Raw genomic sequence first — 15610 nt, forward strand, 5'->3', positions numbered from 1 at the left:
CTGCCGGCCCACCGGATTGCTGATACTACTGCTGGAGGAGACGATAAAAGATCAGCGGATTAGTCCCGCCCGGAAGGAGGCTTTGGACCAGATTGGTTTGAGCATAAGTTAAAAGCGGGTTCCAATTGGCCAGCCCAATGGAGTTGGTGCAAAACTGAAGTTGATAGCTGACTCCCGGGTTGCCAAACACGGTCAGGGTGCGCGGACTTGCGTTTGCCACTGCCTGGAGAATCGGTTGACCAGCCACAACCACTACCTGGCCAGCCTGAGAGAAATAGTTGGCATAGCTTGCGCCGTTTGGCTTCAACGCATTGAGATTCCGAATCGGCAAGCTAATGATGGCGGAACTCTGATTGGAGGCGCTCTGAAATCTCAATTGCGCGACAACATTCGAGCCGATTAAGGAGTTTCCCGAAACGGTTTGGAACGAGAGGACGAGATTGGTTGGTTGGGTCTGGACCGAGCTTGAGGAGATTCCCGGCACAGCAATAAACAGGGACGGATTGAGGAAACGATTGGTATCCCAATCCATCGCAAACATCAGGTTGGTGGCGCCGTCGCTGCACGACAGCCAAAGAGGCGCCACACCGCTCTGCCCGGCTTTGAGCACAGTCGAGCCGGCGCCGACCGCCAGGTAATCCAGCACAATAACCTGCACCGTTTCGTTCGTGCTTAACGAAACCGTGGTGGTATCGCTCAGGACGATTTGGATGAGGTTTGTTGTCGAGGCTTGAGCGCTGGTGGGGGTCCAAACCAGTCGCGAAACTCCCTTTTTGGTGGTAATTTTTGCGCCGGCGGGTGCTCCTGAACCAAGACTGTAGGAAAACTTGTCTCCGTTGGTAAAAGGCGGATTGATTGGGAATACGAAAGAGGTGTAGGGCGCTATGACAGCATTTGTAACGGGCGGGGGCGGCGCGGGAGGCGCGATGACAGTGACATTGAACGAGCGGATGGTCGTATTGCTGACGGTTGCCCCGTCATCAACCATGACTGTCATGAGCACCGAGCCATAGGAGTTTGCAGCGGGGGTAAAGGAGATTGTGCCGTTTGTGTTGGGGCTCGTGTAATTGACGGTGGGATTTGGAACCAGTCCGGGGTTGCTGGAGAAGGCGCTCACGGAAAGGGTTTGGACCTCATTGCTCGAGCCGGAAGTAATCCCGGTGAGGTTGACGATTTGCATTGGAGCATTCTCAGGAATGCTCATATCAGCAATTGGGTCCAGAGTTGGTGGCAGATTGGAAGCCCCATTAGGAACCGTGTAGGAGGCCTCAACCGAATAATCGCTTTCCAGCCCAGTGGCCGTGAAGGTCGTTGCCGCAAAATAATAAGTGGCCCCAGGGGCCAGGTTGGAGAGGGTAAGCGAGGTCGCCAAGCCCGCGGGCGTCAGATTCGTGTAAACACGCGAAGCAGTGCCTGAATAGACATTATACCCGACTACTGTTGCATCGGTTGTCGCATCCCAGGCCAGGGTCACATTGCTGGCGATGCAAAGAGAAGGTGCAAAGAATGCGAGGCCGGCAATAAAACACGTACGCTGGACCGCCTTGCTCATCCGGCCCAAAACTCCTGCAAATCTCATAGTGCCCTCTTTGCAATGCATAACCATTGCCAACCCGACAGGAAGGCTCCGGCATGTTCATTAGGTTAGCTACCAAACCGGTTGGATGTCCTTTTTACGCGAGGAAAACCGGCAAAAAAGCAGGGGAATTAAACTCATGAGAGAGTTCGATGAGCTTCCCTATTATTGTCAGAGATGATCATCCGAGGGCAAGTGGTGTCCCGTCCTGAAATGGTTTAGGACATATTGTCCCGAACGGAGACCCGGTCACCGAGGGCCGACGATTCTCCAGGCAGTCCCCACGTTGCCCGGACTGAGCAGACCACTTCGGAGCCGATTGGTCCCCGTCATCTGCCAGTAACCCAGCAGCCCGCTATCCTGCTGCCATAGAATGGCAACTTGGCCATCGCCATTGAGGTCCACCGTTCCCCTCATTTTCCAACTGGGGTCCACCTTTGGGGGATTCAACCACGCTGTTTGAGTCCGGTTTGTGCCGTTCATAAACCAAACATTCAGCGAGCCGTCATTCTTTTCCCAGAGAATGTCCATTTGACCGTCGGCGTTTAAATCTGCTATGCCCGTCAAACGCCAACTCGGATCGACCTGCGACGGATTCAGGTAGGCCGTTTGAACGCAGTTTGTGCCGTTCATGAACCAAACCCCGACCCAGCCATTTGTATGCTCGAGCAGCAAATCCTTTTGTCCATCCCCGTTCAAATCCCCCGTTGCCATCACATTCCAGCCTGGCTGCAATTGAGGAGACAAATAGACCCCGCGCGTATTGGTCGGACCATTCATGAACCAGGCCGCCAACTGGCCACTGGTATTTTGCAGAATGATGTCTTCGTTGCCGGTGCCGCCGAAATGGCCACTGCCAACGATCTTCCATTGGGTACCGATATTTGCGGGTTGCAGCAGGCTGGCGCTGAGGCGTGTGCTGCTTTTCATTGTCCATTGCCCTAATGTCCCGCTGCTCTGTTGCCACCACAACGTCCAGGTCGCCGGAGCACTATTTGTAGAGGTTTGGTTGACGGTGACGCCAAACGAGGTGGTGGCTGTGTTGTTGGCCGGTTGGCCGTCATTGACAGTGACGGTAATGGTGGCTGACCCAAAAGCGTTGGCGGCGGGAGTGAAGGTCAGCGTGCCTGTCGGGTTAGGACTGGTAAAATTGACGGCAGGGGCGGGTATGAGGCCGGGGTTACTGGAAACCGCCGTCACAACAAGCGACTGATTTGAATTGGTGTCACCTGAAGAGATGCCAGAGAGGTTGACTATTTGAAGGCTGGCATTTTCATTGAGAACGAGGTTCGCCAACGGATCGATGGTGGGTGGATTATTGATCGAGTTAATGGTCACCGTGAACGTGCGGATAACTGTGTTACTAACTGACCCGCCGTTATCGACCATGACCGTGATCACGACCGAGCCATAGGAGTTGGAGGCTGGGGTGAAGGTGAGCGTGCCGGTCGTGTTAGGACTGGTGTAATTGACGGCGGGATTTGGGACCAGACCCGGATTGCTCGAGAAGGCGCTCACGGTGAGGGTTTGGGTCTGATTGGTCGAGCCAGAGGTAATGCCCGTCAGGTTGATTATTTGTGACGGGCCGTTCTCGTTGAGGGAGACGTTATTGAGCGGGTCCAAGGTCGGCGGCTGGTTGGTTGCTCCGCCCGGCACGGTGTAAGAGGCCTCGACGGAATAATCGCTTTCCAAGCCGGTGGCGGTGAATGTCGTCGCCGCAAAATAATAAGTTGCGCCAGGGGCGAGATTGGAAAGAGTCAAAGAAGTGGCCAACCCAGCGGGAGTAACATTGGTGTACGCTCTTGATGTAACACCGGAATAGACGTTGTAGCCTACGACGGTCGGGTCGGTTGTGGGGTCCCACGCCAGTGACACACTGTTTCCGTATGCAGTCGATGCCGCCAAAGCCGCCCCCGCCAGCACCAGGGTGAAAACAAGATAAACCCTGGCTCTGGCTGAGCCCAAAACTGCCGAAAATCGCATATTAAACCGCGCTAATGCATAAGTGCTGCCAACAATTCTGAGCCCTCCAGGAACTCCTCGCTGTCCGGCGGAAGAGCAGAGAAATGCCCGATCCGACATGTCGAAGATGCTGGTGAGTAGATGGTTATAACCGATTTCGAGAACCTCCGTCTTGGGCAAGCCAAACAGGCTCGTTTGGCCTCTAATCCAACCATTGTTAGGACCCCTTCCGATATAGGACAACCTGTCTCGCAAACATTCAGAGAGGACGGTCTGCCGCCGACTCCCCAGACAAAGGTTTAATCAAGAAATAGAATCAGCTCCTTTTCCAACTCAGTCCCCAGAAGCCCGAGTTCAAAGCGGTCCCGAATTGGGACAAAGAGTGTCTCGTTTCACCACAAAACTGCTGAGTAAAACGAGCATAGATCGCTCAGGAATGGCGGCTTGTTGCTTCGACTTTGTCATTACCCCCGCGGAAACTCCCAGAGAAAACGCTCGTTTGTGCGTTCGGCCAGAGGCCAAGGCACAGTTTGTGCTTTCTTAAAGGTATGGCAATCGTAATTGTTTCCTGGCTTTGTCTCTCCGTTGTTATCCTTCTTGCCATTTTGGGAGCAGCCGCGCGTCCGCGGCCCGTTCATGATGAATCCTTCATCACTCAGCCAAAGGTTGGAACCCAACGCGGGGGCTCAGTCGCAGGTCGGCCTTCTCGGCCAATGGCAGTGCAAACGGCCTGACTTGAGATCTATTTAAGGCTTCTTCCAGCTCGCGGCGAGGGTTCCCTGGACCTCGTTTAGCGCGGCTTTTTTAGGACGCACCTTGGAACGGTTAGCAGTAATTATCCCCAGTGCATGGGGTAAACGTCGCCCAAGTGTCACCGCTTTGCCATCCAAGCGTAACCCGCAGAAGTTAAACTTTTGCATGGTCGCGAGAAATGTTCTAATACTGACTGCTGGTTTTGGCGACGGCCACGACGCCGCCGCATCGAGCTTGCGCGATGCCTTGGAGCAGGTCTGTCCGGAGGCAGAAGTGACCGTCGCTGATGTTTATGAGCGCAGCTATAAACGCCTCAATCATCTGGCGCGCAAGGCCTATCTGGGCGCCGTGCGTTACGCCCCGGCTTTGTGGGCCGGAATTTTCAAGCTGGTGGACCGCACTCCCTGGCTGACGGACAGCCACCACGGAATGGGCCGCGTGCTCGCCTCCCTGGCTGAGCTGCTTCAAGCCACTCAACCCGATTGCGTGGTCTGCACCTACCCGACCTATCCCGGTTTGATTAATACTTTGTTTCGCGACCATTGCGAAAAGCCTTTCCGTCTCGTGACCGTTATCACTGACGCACGTTCCATCAATTCGGTTTGGTACCGTTCGCCCAGTGACCGTTATGTTGTCTGTGATACAGAAACCGCCAAGGTCCTCGCCCGCGCCGGCGTCCCGGAGGAAAGAATGCAGCCGCTGGGCTTTCCGGTTAGCCCCCGTTTTGCCGGACCCGTAGCCGACCCGCCGCCGGCCCCGCGGGCGGGTTTGGGTTATCGAGTGCTGTACGTGATTAACACGGGCAAAAAGAAACTCGGCAAGAGCATCGATCGATTGCTCGAGCTGCCCAATATCGATTTGACCATCACGGTAGGCCGGCACGCCGAGCTGAAGGAAAAGCTCGCCAAACGCGCCCGGCGCTACGGCGCGCGGCTCCACTTGCTGGGCTGGACCAACCAGATGCCGGAGCTGATGATGCGCAGCCATCTAATTGTCGGCAAAGCCGGCGGCGCGGCCGTTCAGGAAGCCCTGGCCGCGCGCTGCCCGCTGATTATCAACCAGGTGATTCCAGGACAGGAAGAGGGCAACGCCCGGTTAGTCGAGCAACTCGGTGTCGGAATCGTTGCCGATAAGAACAAGGAAGTCGCCCGCGCCGTCGAGCGCGCCTTTGCCGATAATGGCGCTTTATGGCGTGAATGGCGCGCGCGGTTGGAACAACATGGCCGCCCCGACGCTTCGCTGCGCATTGCCCGGCTGGTGCTCGATGAATGCGAGCTGGCCAACCATTGCAGCGGGCGGCCCGAGGCCTATACCGCTGCGCCCAACGGCACGAAGCAAAGCGCGCCCCTCCTTCAGCCGTGCAGGACGGACCCCTCGAACCACCGCGCCTTGCTATGCGATTTCCACATCCATACCAATTACTCCGACGGCAAGCTCACGGTCCCTGAGGTGGTGGATTTCTACGGCTCGCGCGGGTTTGACTGCATCTGTATCACCGACCATTGGACCGACCCGCGCCGGCTCATTGGGAAGCTGTCCAGGTTAACCCCATTCACCTTGAGCTATGATCAGATCGAAGAATATTTCGAGGTCATCGCCCGCGAAGCCAAGCGCGCCTGGCGCCGTTACTGGATGCTGGTGCTGACCGGTCTTGAATTCAACAAGGATGGGCCGACAAAGCGGTCCTCAGCCCATCTGCTGGGGATTGACCTCAAAACGCCGATCAGTCCCCGGCTGGATTTGCCCGAAACCGTTGAAGCCATTCACGCCCAGGGCGGGCTGGCCGTTGCCTCGCACCCGCATGTGATGAAGTCCGAATGGACGAAAGACACGCTTTATCTCTGGGAGAACCAGGACCGGTTCGCGCCGTTAATTGATGCATGGGAAATCGCCAATCGCAATAACCTGTTCACCCCCGTGAGCCTCAAGCGGCTGCCGTTCCTGGCCAATAGCGACTTTCATAAGCCCAAACACATCTACTCCTGGAAAACCCTGTTGCATTGCGAGAAAGAAGCCGAGGCCATCAAGCGATGCATCCGCCTCAACGAGCGCATCTCGATAACCCTGTATCGCGACGAACCGGTGGGACCTTCAGTTCCCGCCTTGGCCCACGCGCCTCGCGCGAAAAAAATCCCGGCCCAAAAGGAAGTTATCAGGCTGGAAGCTCTCTCGACGATTCCGGCGCCCACGCCCGAACTGGCGCTGAAGGCAGAGGGGCATTGAAGGGGCCGTGATCTCTGGTCCGAGCTTGCCCGCACCGCGCGCCAGCCTGGGATTGATGTCGAGCGAATCAAGCAAGCTTGCCTTTAAACTCAAAAACCTTTCCGGCTTTACGCGCGGCTTGGATTTCCGCCAGCGCCTTGTCTTCGGCGACCTCGGCATCGGCAAGCGTAGCCCCATATTCTTCCAAAACCGGAAACTCCGATGGCCGAATCGGGAGTGCACGAAGTTTGACCATTTGTGCGAAAAACAAAGAGATCATTTGCGATGATGACAGGCCGATCTCCGTGCCTACCTGTTCGGCTTTCTTGACCAGTTCCCGATCAATTCGATAAAGCTTGCTCAGTAATGCCTCGATTGTCCTCACTCTTGCGCCTTGTCAACCAATCCGCCAAGGGCGAGGAGTTCGCATTGCTAATCTCAATCAAATATTGCGAGCGGCTTAGCGCCGGCCCTTCCGCCGCGGCTTTGGCTTGCGTGACCTGGTTTTCAGAGCTGCTTTTGCCCTCACACGTTTCTTAATCCGTTTTGGTTTCATAATCCGTTTTTTGGACACCTTGGCCACCTTTTTCCTGGCCGGACGCTTCTTCACCGGGGCTTTTTTGGGCTTTTTCCGGGCAGGCGGCTTGCGAATCCTTGTTATGCGCAGTTCGAGCGATTCCGGCGCAGTGGCTTGCGGCGCCTCAGCCTCCTCGTGCCAGCCATGCGCGTCCCGCACCGCAATCATCGCCCGCAGAATGCTGTTCCAAGTCTCTGGCTGGCTCATGACGGCGTTAGGGAACATGCACCCGTCCCAGCAAATGTGGCGGAAGGCCTTGGTGGCCTGACCGTCGGGTCCCCGAAGCCAGTATCCAGCATGGCGCGCGATCGTCAGCTTTCCGTTGGGATCAGTGGGCAGACAATGATGGCCCGTCTTGTCATGTGTGCCGGACCCTTTCACCGTTCCGTCATTCTGGGCAACGTGAAAATCAATCGTCCACGGACGAAGGGCATCGGTGAGTGTCCGGAGGGCGGCATCCAGGCGGCTGGCGATGGACCAATCCCAATCCGCAGGCAAAATCGCGTCCTCGGGCGCATTATAACCCAAGATATAAAGGAGCGTATGGGCCATGTCGGCTTGAAAACCCAGGGTCTGGGGCCGATTCACCCGCTCGAGCAAATCGACCATCTTTCGCCAACTGTGCATCCCGCCCCAGCAAATCTCGCCTTCGGCGGCGAGGCGCTCGCCGGATTGCTCGGCGACATTGCAGGCCTCTTTAAATGTTTCTGCAATCCGTTCCTGGTGCGTGGCAGGGTCTTTGGCCCAGTCCTCGACGCCGCAGGCTGAATCGAGCCGCACCACGCCATAAGGCCGCGCTCCCAGTTCACGCAGCCTTTGCCCGATGCGGCAGGCCTTGCGCACCTGCCCGACAAAACGCCGCCGTTCCTCTTCGCTGCCCATCGCCGAACCGCCTCCGGTGGGCGCCCATACCGGGGCCACGATCGAGCCCACAACAAATCCTCTGGACTGCACCTTGTCCGCAACACGCTTCAGCCCATCATCATCGATGTCGATGCTGATGTGCGGATCAAACAGGAATAGGTCCACCCCATCGAATTTGGCCCCATTCACCTGTGCGCTCGCGGTGAGATCAAGCATCGTATCCAAATCAATGCAGGGTTCAGCCCCTGGACTGCCCTTTCCAACCAGCCCAGGCCACATCGCATTATGAATTTTAGGGAAGGTGTTTTGTTGTTGGGCGCTCATAAACTCGGAAATCTCGTGAGGAAGCTACAAACCCGCTCGGCGCCGGGCAAACTGAAAATTGTACGGGGCCGCGGCGCGAAGCGTCGTGGAGTGCGTCCAGTCCTCTGGCGTTTTGGGGCCTAACATTTGGAACAGGGTTCCACCCCATTTCAACTGGCATCCGAGTAGGTGCGAAGTGCGCTGCCGTGGTCGCCAGACTGTTAGTCTGCCGTATCGCCGGATGAAGTAATGCCTCAGTGACTACGGGGCTGCCGGCTGAAGCCGGCGTTCCGGACGCGCGGAACGCCGCCTTTAGGCGGCAGCGCCCGCCGTCACTAACCGATTACCGGATGAACCGTTTGCCTCCTGGAACAAGCGGAGCTAAGATTGTGATGATGACAAACGTCGTTTCCAAGCCGTCGTTGCAACGGCATTTCGGACCTGGTGCGGCCATTTCACTGGCCCTTCTCTGTGCTGCATTCGTCCTGGTTCCGGTTTGTGTCCATGGCGACCAGGTGCAAATGCAAAATGGGGATAGCTACTATGGACGCGTGCTCTCTTTATCCCAAGAGACGCTGGTGATTCAAAGCGAGGTGCTCGGAACGCTCCTCTTGCCGCGCGCCAAAGTCGCGCATATCATTTTGGGGACCAATACCGTGACCAACGCGGCAGTTCTGCCTGTTGCAACGAACCGCCTCGCACAGCTCCACTCGCCTTTAATTGGCGCAACCAATTCCGTGTCGCCGGCTTCCTCCTCACTGGCTCAACTCGGAGCCAGTTCGAATATCCTTCACCAAATCGAGGCCCAGTTCCTGAGCGACGCCGGGCCTGAGGCGAAGGCAAAATTCAACGAATTAGCCGGCGGCCTGCTCAATGGCTCATTGTCCATGGACAACCTTCGCGCCGAAGCCAAGTCGGCTGCTGACCAACTCCGCTCGATGCGAAAGGATGGAGGCAGCGAGGGGGGGCGGACCATGGATGCCTATCTGGCGATTCTGGATAATTTCCTCAAAGAAACGGCTCCAGCAAATGGACCTTCAACCAACGCTCCTGCTCTCGCGCCTAAATAACCCCGCCGCGCAGTAAAAGACCCCATGGCATTGGCGGCAGTCATGCCGGAGTTTGGCCACGTAAAAAATTACTGAGAACCAATAGTGAATTATGCTCAAACGAATTCTGCTTACAGGATTGGCTTTGGCGGCGCTGATAATCGGTGTCAGCGCGTGCCACACCGTACACGGCGCCGGTGAAGATATCTCAAGCGCCGGCCAAAAAATTCAGGAGAACACGCCCCCTTGAAAAAATCGCGCTGTATTCGAGCGATTTTTCTCTGGGAACAGGGACGAGAACGACAGTAGCTCGGCCGCGAGTTTGTTGTGTCTCAGAGCGTGGTTACAGGCTCATGAGCCTGAGATTGGCCGGTCTTGTGGGACCAGGAAAACCAGGCGCAGAGGGCGAGGAGGATGAGGTTGAAGACGCCCAAGGTCTGTAGGACCATTACCAGGCTGGCATGGAAATGGGAAAGGGCGACCAAGTAACCAACAGCAACGCCAAACACGCACAGGGCCAGGCCCAGTTTTGATGCGGGCCGCGCCAGCAAATCGTTGAGCAACACATTTGCCAGCGCCAGGGGCACCATGGCCGAAACGTACCAGGGAAGGATCGACGAGGTCACTGCCACATAACTGTGCTTGTACACCAGGCCCACCACCCACGGCCCCAGCAGGCTCAGGCCCAATGCACCCGCTGCAGCCAGGACCCCTGTGCCCACGAATACCAGCCCCAGCAGATTGCTTTTCTCCCCTTTCGCAGCGGTATGCACCAGGCGGGGGAACATGACCGTAGCCAACGGAAGGACCAGCCACATCAACGCGCGCGACATCGTCCCGGCGCTGACATAGAAATCGACAGTGTCTTTATTAAAATAGCTCTTCACCAGCAAGGTGTCTGCCGTGAAGAGAATCTGGAACCCAAAAAATGCCAAGAGCATGGGCAGGACCTGGCCGCCCAAGCCGCGCCAATCGGATGGGGCGGGCTTTGCCAGCCACAGCTCGCGCGTTTGCCAGGCGCCTATGGCCGTGGCGGCCAAAATGCCCAGCAGAACTCCGCCCATCATCCCCGGCGCATAGATATGCAAGACCAGAACCGCCACGGCAGCTATCCCCAGGCGCCCAGCCGAGTTGATAATCATGCTCCAGCCCAGCCACAGAAAACTCTGCTTCCCTTGCAGCACCCCCCAAAACATGGGAAGCCAGACAGACAACAACACAATCGGCATGGTGATCCAAAGCCCGGTGGCTTGATTCATCTGCCAGCTCGCGAGAATCTGGCGCTGAAAAACGAAAACTGCCCCCGCTCCAACCAGCCAGACCATGGTGGTCACCCACCAAAAGAGGCGTATCACACCTGAGAGTTCGCCCCGGTGACCCGTTGCCAGGGCTTTGGCCGTCTGCTGGGCCAGTATCATTTGCAGCGGCATGGTGGGCAACAACATCACAATGGCAAGAAAAGCGCCGAAACTGCCGTATTCCCCGGGAGGGATGGCCTTATTCAGCAGATGCACCGCATACATCAACACACCGCCGCCGATATTCGCTATCATCAGCCAGCCGCTTTGCCGGAAAAACGACGCCCGGTGAATCTCTTGCGCCGGCAGGGGGCTTTGGACTTTCTCAATAACCATTGGACTTGGACGTATGTGGGGATTTTTAGTTCAAGGCAGCGAGCGAAAAAAAGCGGTCAACTTTCGCCGGGCTTTCTCGACCTGGTCGAGCGAAACCCATTCGTCAGCGGTGTGGGCCTGGGCGATGTCACCCGGGCCAAAGACGACACTCGGAATGCCGCCCTCAGCCAGCACCGCCGCGTCGCAAAAGTAATACACCCCCGCCGGACGCCGCTGGCCGAGGCTGCGCAAGAAGGCAGGCACCAAGCCCGAGCGCGCATCTGTTTCCAGAGGCGGGCAGGGCGCCGCTTTGTCCCCGATGCAAGTGGCCGCCAAGCCGTGCTTGCGCAATAGCCCCCGCAGTTCGCGCAGGACGCCGTGTTCTGTCTCACCGGGCAATGTGCGGCGATCGATAGAAATGCAGCAATGGTCGGGAACAATGTTGGGCTGTGTGCCCCCGGAAATGACGCCCACACTCACGGTAGCATGGCCCAAAAGAGGGTGTCGCCGCCGAGCCAATTGTGTGGCGTACTCCGTTTCCAACAAATCGACAATGCGCGCCATGGCGTGGACGGCATTGCGCCCCAACTCGGGCCGTGAGCCGTGGGCGGAGCGCCCGCTGGTTTCGATGCGCAGCCAGAGGCTGCCCTTGTGCGCAGTAACTGCTTTGAGGCCAGTGGGCTCGCCAACGATCGCCAGGTCCGCTTTGAACCGGCTTCGGACCAAAGCTCGCGAGCCGCGCTGGGCATTCTCCTCGTCCATCAAGCCTGAGAAAACGATCTCGGTCGCCTGCGGTCGAGGGCCGACCTGTGCCAGGCCGAATAGCGCCCCCAGCATAGCGGCCACAGACCCCTTTGTATCGCATGCCCCGCGGCCGTAAAGCCGGCCTTGGCGAATGCGGGGAGTGAATTGCTCGTCGGCGCCGTTGACGGTATCGAGGTGAGGCGCCAGTAAAACTTTTTGGCGCGATTTGCTTCGAGGTTTTAGGCGCAGCAGAACATTGGCCCGCCCAGGCGAGACCGGCAGCCAATCGACTTCCAAACCAAGAGCGGCCCCTCGGTCGGCAATGAATTTGGCAATGGCTTGTTCACCCGCGCGCGGGTGAGTGGGGGGCAGAAAGGCCGGGTTAACGCTTGCTAACGCTACCAATTCGCTCAACAATTTTGTAAGGCTATCCTGCCGCAAAGGAAGCTCAGGCTACGTCAGGCCACTGCACGAGGGCAAGTACGGAAGGCCCCCAGGCAAATTGCCGGGACGAGATTTGGTAGTCATGCCGATTGTGGAAAAGTGGGGCAAGCCTTACAAATAGGAGCAGATGAAGTTAGTGAATGACCTGGCTTTATGAAGATCGGCTCGATACTGATTCCGGTGGCGGTTGGATTATCGGTGGTTTATTGCTCGTATTGGCGGTTGGAGCGGGTGTATGACCAAACCCGCGCCCTCCAGGGAGACCGGGAGGCCCAATACCGGCTGGGCCAATCTTACCTTAAAGGTGAGGGCGCTTCGCGCAGCTATCCTGAAGCGATCAAATGGTTCCGCCAGGCCGCTGAACATGGCCAACCCGGGGCCCAAACGGCTCTCGGGTTGCTTTACTTTCAAGGCGATATTGTTCCCCGCAAAGATTCTGAGGCAATCAAATGGCTGCGCAAAGCCGCCCAACAGGGCGTGGCACTCGCCCAGAACCAACTGGGCATCATGTGCGCCCAGGGCCGTGGGACTACCCGCAATCTGGATGAAGCCATCGACTGGTTCAGTCGCGCTGCTCGCCAGGAGTTCCCTGGGGCCCAGAAGAATTTGAGGATTGCCAGGGCAGCAAAATGCAATTTCCTGCCCCGGGTCAGGACGCGGGATGGAAGAACCTACACCTGCGCGAGGGTTCAGAAGATTGAGCCCGACGGCATTACGGTTTCCTATGTGCCGCAAAAGGGAGCGGTGGGAGTGGCGAAACTAAAGTTCAAGAATTTGCCGGCGGATGTGCAGGAGCGCTACGGATATGACCCCACTGCCGCAGGTGCTCTTTCTTCCGCGGGCCAAATGGGTGTTGTGATTGCCCAGCAGCTTTAGAACATTTGCTAGTGGGGATGCCGCAGGAAGCGCCCCCAGAGATGCAACACCCGCAGCGCGTAACGCTCGTAGGCGGTGAGGACGCGCCCATGGGCCAGGGTTTCGTGAATCGCCCGCAGAGTCATGCAGAAATCCAGGTCGTGCAGTGGCCGGTCGCGAACCAGGCGCTTTTCCCAGCGCTGCCGGTCGGTAACCTCCTCGACCTGGTCCTCGGGCTTGCCCGGACGGAATGAGGCCAGCCACTCGTCCCGGCGCACGAAGCCTTCTGACTCGCCTTTATTTTCAAACCATTCATCGCACAACATCAGGCACACTGATTTGCCCTGGAACGAGCCGACCCGGTAAAACACAAGGCGCGCGCCGAAATCGGTAAAATGGTCATAGGCGATTCGCTCCGCATTGAGCGGAGGGGGTGTGAAGCGGGTTTGAAAACCGAGGCGAAAACCTGTGGGACTTGTTGGGTCCTTTTCATAACAAAGGTTTTCCTCGAAAATCCAGAGCGGCTCGGCGGCCAAGCCGCGCTGGTGGAGCAGGTCCTTCCATGCGTGCAAGGCCTGCTCGAAAGAAGGCCGGATGTATGGCGCGTTGTGCTGCATAGGAGTCAGGTCTGTTTGAACCATTCAATGAACCTCGGAATGCCCTGCTCGATACCAATACGGGGAGTATATTCAAGTCTTTTGCGGGCTTTGGAAATATCGGCGCAGGTTAGTGGCACGTCCCCAGGCTGAAGCGGCTGCCGCTCCAAAATGGCCCTGGTGCCCAGCGCCTCTTCCAGTAATTCAATGAGTCGATTGAGCTTCACGGTTTGCGATTCGCCTAGGTTCAATACCTCATAACCGAATTCCTGCCTTGTGCAAGCCATCAGCCCGTCCAGGATATCGCTGATGAAGGTATAATCCCGGGCAGTCGAGCCGTCTCCAAAAACTGGGATAGGTCTGCCCTCGCGCATGAGGCGGGCGAATTTGTGAATAGCCAGGTCGGGGCGCTGCCGCGGGCCATACACCGTAAAAAAGCGCAACATCACTACGTCCAGCCCATATACATGATGATACACATGCCCTAGGGCCTCACAGGCCAGCTTGCTGGCCGCATAAGGGGAAATGGGATGAAAAATCGGGTCGCTCTCGGCGAAAGGGACCTTTGCGTTCACCCCGTAAACGGAGGATGACGAAGCAAGGACAAGCTTTTTGACGCCATGCGAGCGGGCCGCTTCGAGCAAATGGGTTGTGCCCTCGACATTGACGCGCTGATAAGCCGCGGGGGCCTCCAGGCTTGGGCGTACTCCCGCGCGCGCCGCCAAATGAATGATTTGATCGAAGCGAACGCTGCTGAAAAGCTCATCGAGTGTTGCCCGGTCCGTCACATCCCCCAGGACAAACTCGAACGGTTTGGCAAGCGCCTGGATTTGCCGGATGTTGCGGCTTTTGAGTTGTGGATCGTAAAAGGGGTCCAGGTTGTCCAACGCCCAAACCGAGTGGCCATCGAGCAGCAGGCGCTCGCAGACATGCGAGCCGATAAACCCAGCGCCGCCGGTAACGAGGAAATTCATCAATTGATCGGCAGCATGACCCCAGAACCGGGCACCCAAGTCAAGCCTGCGGATCAGTGGCTGGACGCTCCGGTGATAAACCCAGGGGGCGCCCCAGTTGCAAGATCAGTTTTGGCCGCTCAGAGGCAACTGATCTTGTTCGTTGGGTTCGTTCACGGGACTGTTGGCGGGTTGCGTGGAAGCAACGCCGCCGTTTGTGAGCCGGACGATGGCCTGGCGCAGGAGCCGTCCTTGAAACGTGTAGCCGGTGGCGACGGTTTCAGCAACCAGCGCCCCGGGCTCAGGGGCGCCGTTGCCATCCACAAGCTGATGGCGCTGGGCGTCGAATGGTTCGGAAGCAACGGCCAGAAAAGGCGTGAGGCCCACGCGCCGGGCGGCCTCGCGGCAGGCATTCTGGAATTGGCCGAGTTGCTCGATGAGGTTGGGCTGGCCGGACCGCAGGGCGCCGTTGTGCAAGGCATACACGTGATCGAGCATCCGAACCAGCACCTGGAGCCAATCCCCTTCCGCGCGACGCAGCTTTTCAACCTCCAGCCGCAAGGTAGCTCGCTCGCTGTCGTTGATACGTTGCATGAATTCCTTGAATGCCTTCGCCTCCGCTCCGATTCGTTCCGCAATGGCCTTGGCGTCGAGGGTCGTTTTGTCAGCAGCGTCCTGCACATTCTGCCAACTCCCCGTTGCGCTGCTGATTTGGGAGGCCACCGTTTCGAGCTTTTGAATCTGTTCGATTACGGTCGTCAGCGCGCCGGCCTCCACCATCTTGGCCAGCGCCCGGTATTCAAGGATAAAGGGCACAACAGCAAGTGCTGCCCCAAAAGCAACACAAAGGGTTGCCAGGGCCACCGAGGTGGTCTCCACCGGCGTCTTGCTCGAAGTTGAAATCCAATAAGCCGTGCCAAGCAACAAAAGGTCGCCTGCAAAAAATGGCCATTTGGCCGCCTTGAGTGGCGTCGGATCATGCATCGAGTCAAGATTAAGTGTAAAGCCTCCTGGGGTTCAAGCTTAGAAGCGGATGGCACAGAGCGCCTGGAGCGCCAAGAATCGCAGGTTGGCAAACCATGTGCTAGTGTACTCTTGAGGCCGGCACGGGCGGGAAAG

At 57.6% G+C, this 15610-nt stretch carries 12 protein-coding genes and 1 pseudogene; 4 read left to right on the top strand and 9 right to left on the bottom strand.

Going from position 1 to position 15610, the window contains the following annotated elements; translation table 11 throughout:
• Window positions 1-25 precede the first annotated feature (25 nt).
• Together VG146_10125 and VG146_10130 are read right to left on the bottom strand one after the other, a co-directional pair.
• Complete coding sequence (locus VG146_10125; GenBank protein ID HEV2392705.1) at window positions 26-1579, bottom strand: hypothetical protein; 1554 nt, start codon at window positions 1577-1579, stop codon at window positions 26-28.
• Between the two features lie 246 nt (window positions 1580-1825).
• Complete coding sequence (locus tag VG146_10130; protein HEV2392706.1) at window positions 1826-3559, bottom strand: FG-GAP-like repeat-containing protein; 1734 nt, start codon at window positions 3557-3559, stop codon at window positions 1826-1828.
• An 897-nt stretch (window positions 3560-4456) separates the two neighbouring features.
• Between VG146_10130 and VG146_10135 the strand changes: the two genes are divergently transcribed.
• Window positions 4457-6514, top strand: a complete 2058-nt coding sequence (locus VG146_10135) for a PHP domain-containing protein (protein ID HEV2392707.1) — start codon at window positions 4457-4459, stop codon at window positions 6512-6514.
• Window positions 6515-6581: 67 nt separating this feature from the next.
• Here VG146_10135 and VG146_10140 read toward each other — a convergent pair whose 3' ends face one another.
• Together VG146_10140 and VG146_10145 are read right to left on the bottom strand one after the other, a co-directional pair.
• Complete coding sequence (locus VG146_10140) at window positions 6582-6878, bottom strand: type II toxin-antitoxin system RelB/DinJ family antitoxin (protein HEV2392708.1); 297 nt, start codon at window positions 6876-6878, stop codon at window positions 6582-6584.
• Window positions 6879-7202: 324 nt separating this feature from the next.
• Window positions 7203-8258: pseudogene (locus VG146_10145) on the bottom strand (TIM barrel protein).
• Window positions 8259-8494: 236 nt separating this feature from the next.
• Between VG146_10145 and VG146_10150 the strand changes: the two are divergent.
• Complete coding sequence (locus tag VG146_10150; GenBank protein ID HEV2392709.1) at window positions 8495-9307, top strand: hypothetical protein; 813 nt, start codon at window positions 8495-8497, stop codon at window positions 9305-9307.
• Window positions 9308-9398: 91 nt separating this feature from the next.
• Window positions 9399-9536 carry an entericidin A/B family lipoprotein gene (locus tag VG146_10155; protein ID HEV2392710.1) on the top strand — a complete coding sequence of 46 codons (138 nt, stop codon included), beginning with the start codon at window positions 9399-9401 and terminating at the stop codon, window positions 9534-9536.
• Window positions 9537-9618: 82 nt separating this feature from the next.
• Here VG146_10155 and VG146_10160 read toward each other — a convergent pair whose 3' ends face one another.
• Together VG146_10160 and VG146_10165 are read right to left on the bottom strand one after the other, a co-directional pair.
• Entirely contained in the window at window positions 9619-10920 is a 1302-nt protein-coding gene (locus tag VG146_10160) for a lipid II flippase MurJ (GenBank protein HEV2392711.1), read from the bottom strand.
• A gap of 30 nt (window positions 10921-10950) precedes the next feature.
• The gene (locus VG146_10165; protein HEV2392712.1) at window positions 10951-12057 is read right to left on the bottom strand and encodes a M20 family metallopeptidase; all 1107 of its coding nucleotides are present in this window, start codon (window positions 12055-12057) and stop codon (window positions 10951-10953) included.
• A gap of 183 nt (window positions 12058-12240) precedes the next feature.
• On the opposite strand from VG146_10165, the gene VG146_10170 reads away from it, so the two are divergent.
• Entirely contained in the window at window positions 12241-12963 is a 723-nt protein-coding gene (locus tag VG146_10170) for a tetratricopeptide repeat protein (GenBank protein HEV2392713.1), read from the top strand.
• 8 nt (window positions 12964-12971) lie between these two features.
• On the opposite strand, the gene VG146_10175 is transcribed toward VG146_10170, so the two are convergent.
• The 3 genes from VG146_10175 to grpE all read right to left on the bottom strand — a co-directional run bounded on the left by VG146_10175 (window position 12972) and on the right by grpE (window position 15475).
• A complete protein-coding gene (locus VG146_10175) occupies window positions 12972-13559 on the bottom strand; it encodes a hypothetical protein (protein ID HEV2392714.1) in 588 nt (195 codons plus the stop codon).
• 5 nt (window positions 13560-13564) lie between these two features.
• A complete protein-coding gene (locus VG146_10180; protein ID HEV2392715.1) occupies window positions 13565-14512 on the bottom strand; it encodes an SDR family NAD(P)-dependent oxidoreductase in 948 nt (315 codons plus the stop codon).
• Between the two features lie 105 nt (window positions 14513-14617).
• Window positions 14618-15475 (bottom strand): nucleotide exchange factor GrpE, encoded by an 858-nt coding sequence (grpE, locus tag VG146_10185; GenBank protein ID HEV2392716.1) that lies wholly within the window; start codon window positions 15473-15475, stop codon window positions 14618-14620.
• Window positions 15476-15610 lie beyond the last annotated feature (135 nt).

Source organism: Verrucomicrobiia bacterium, assembly GCA_035946615.1.
Taxonomy (GTDB): Bacteria; Verrucomicrobiota; Verrucomicrobiia; order Limisphaerales; family UBA8199; genus DASYZB01.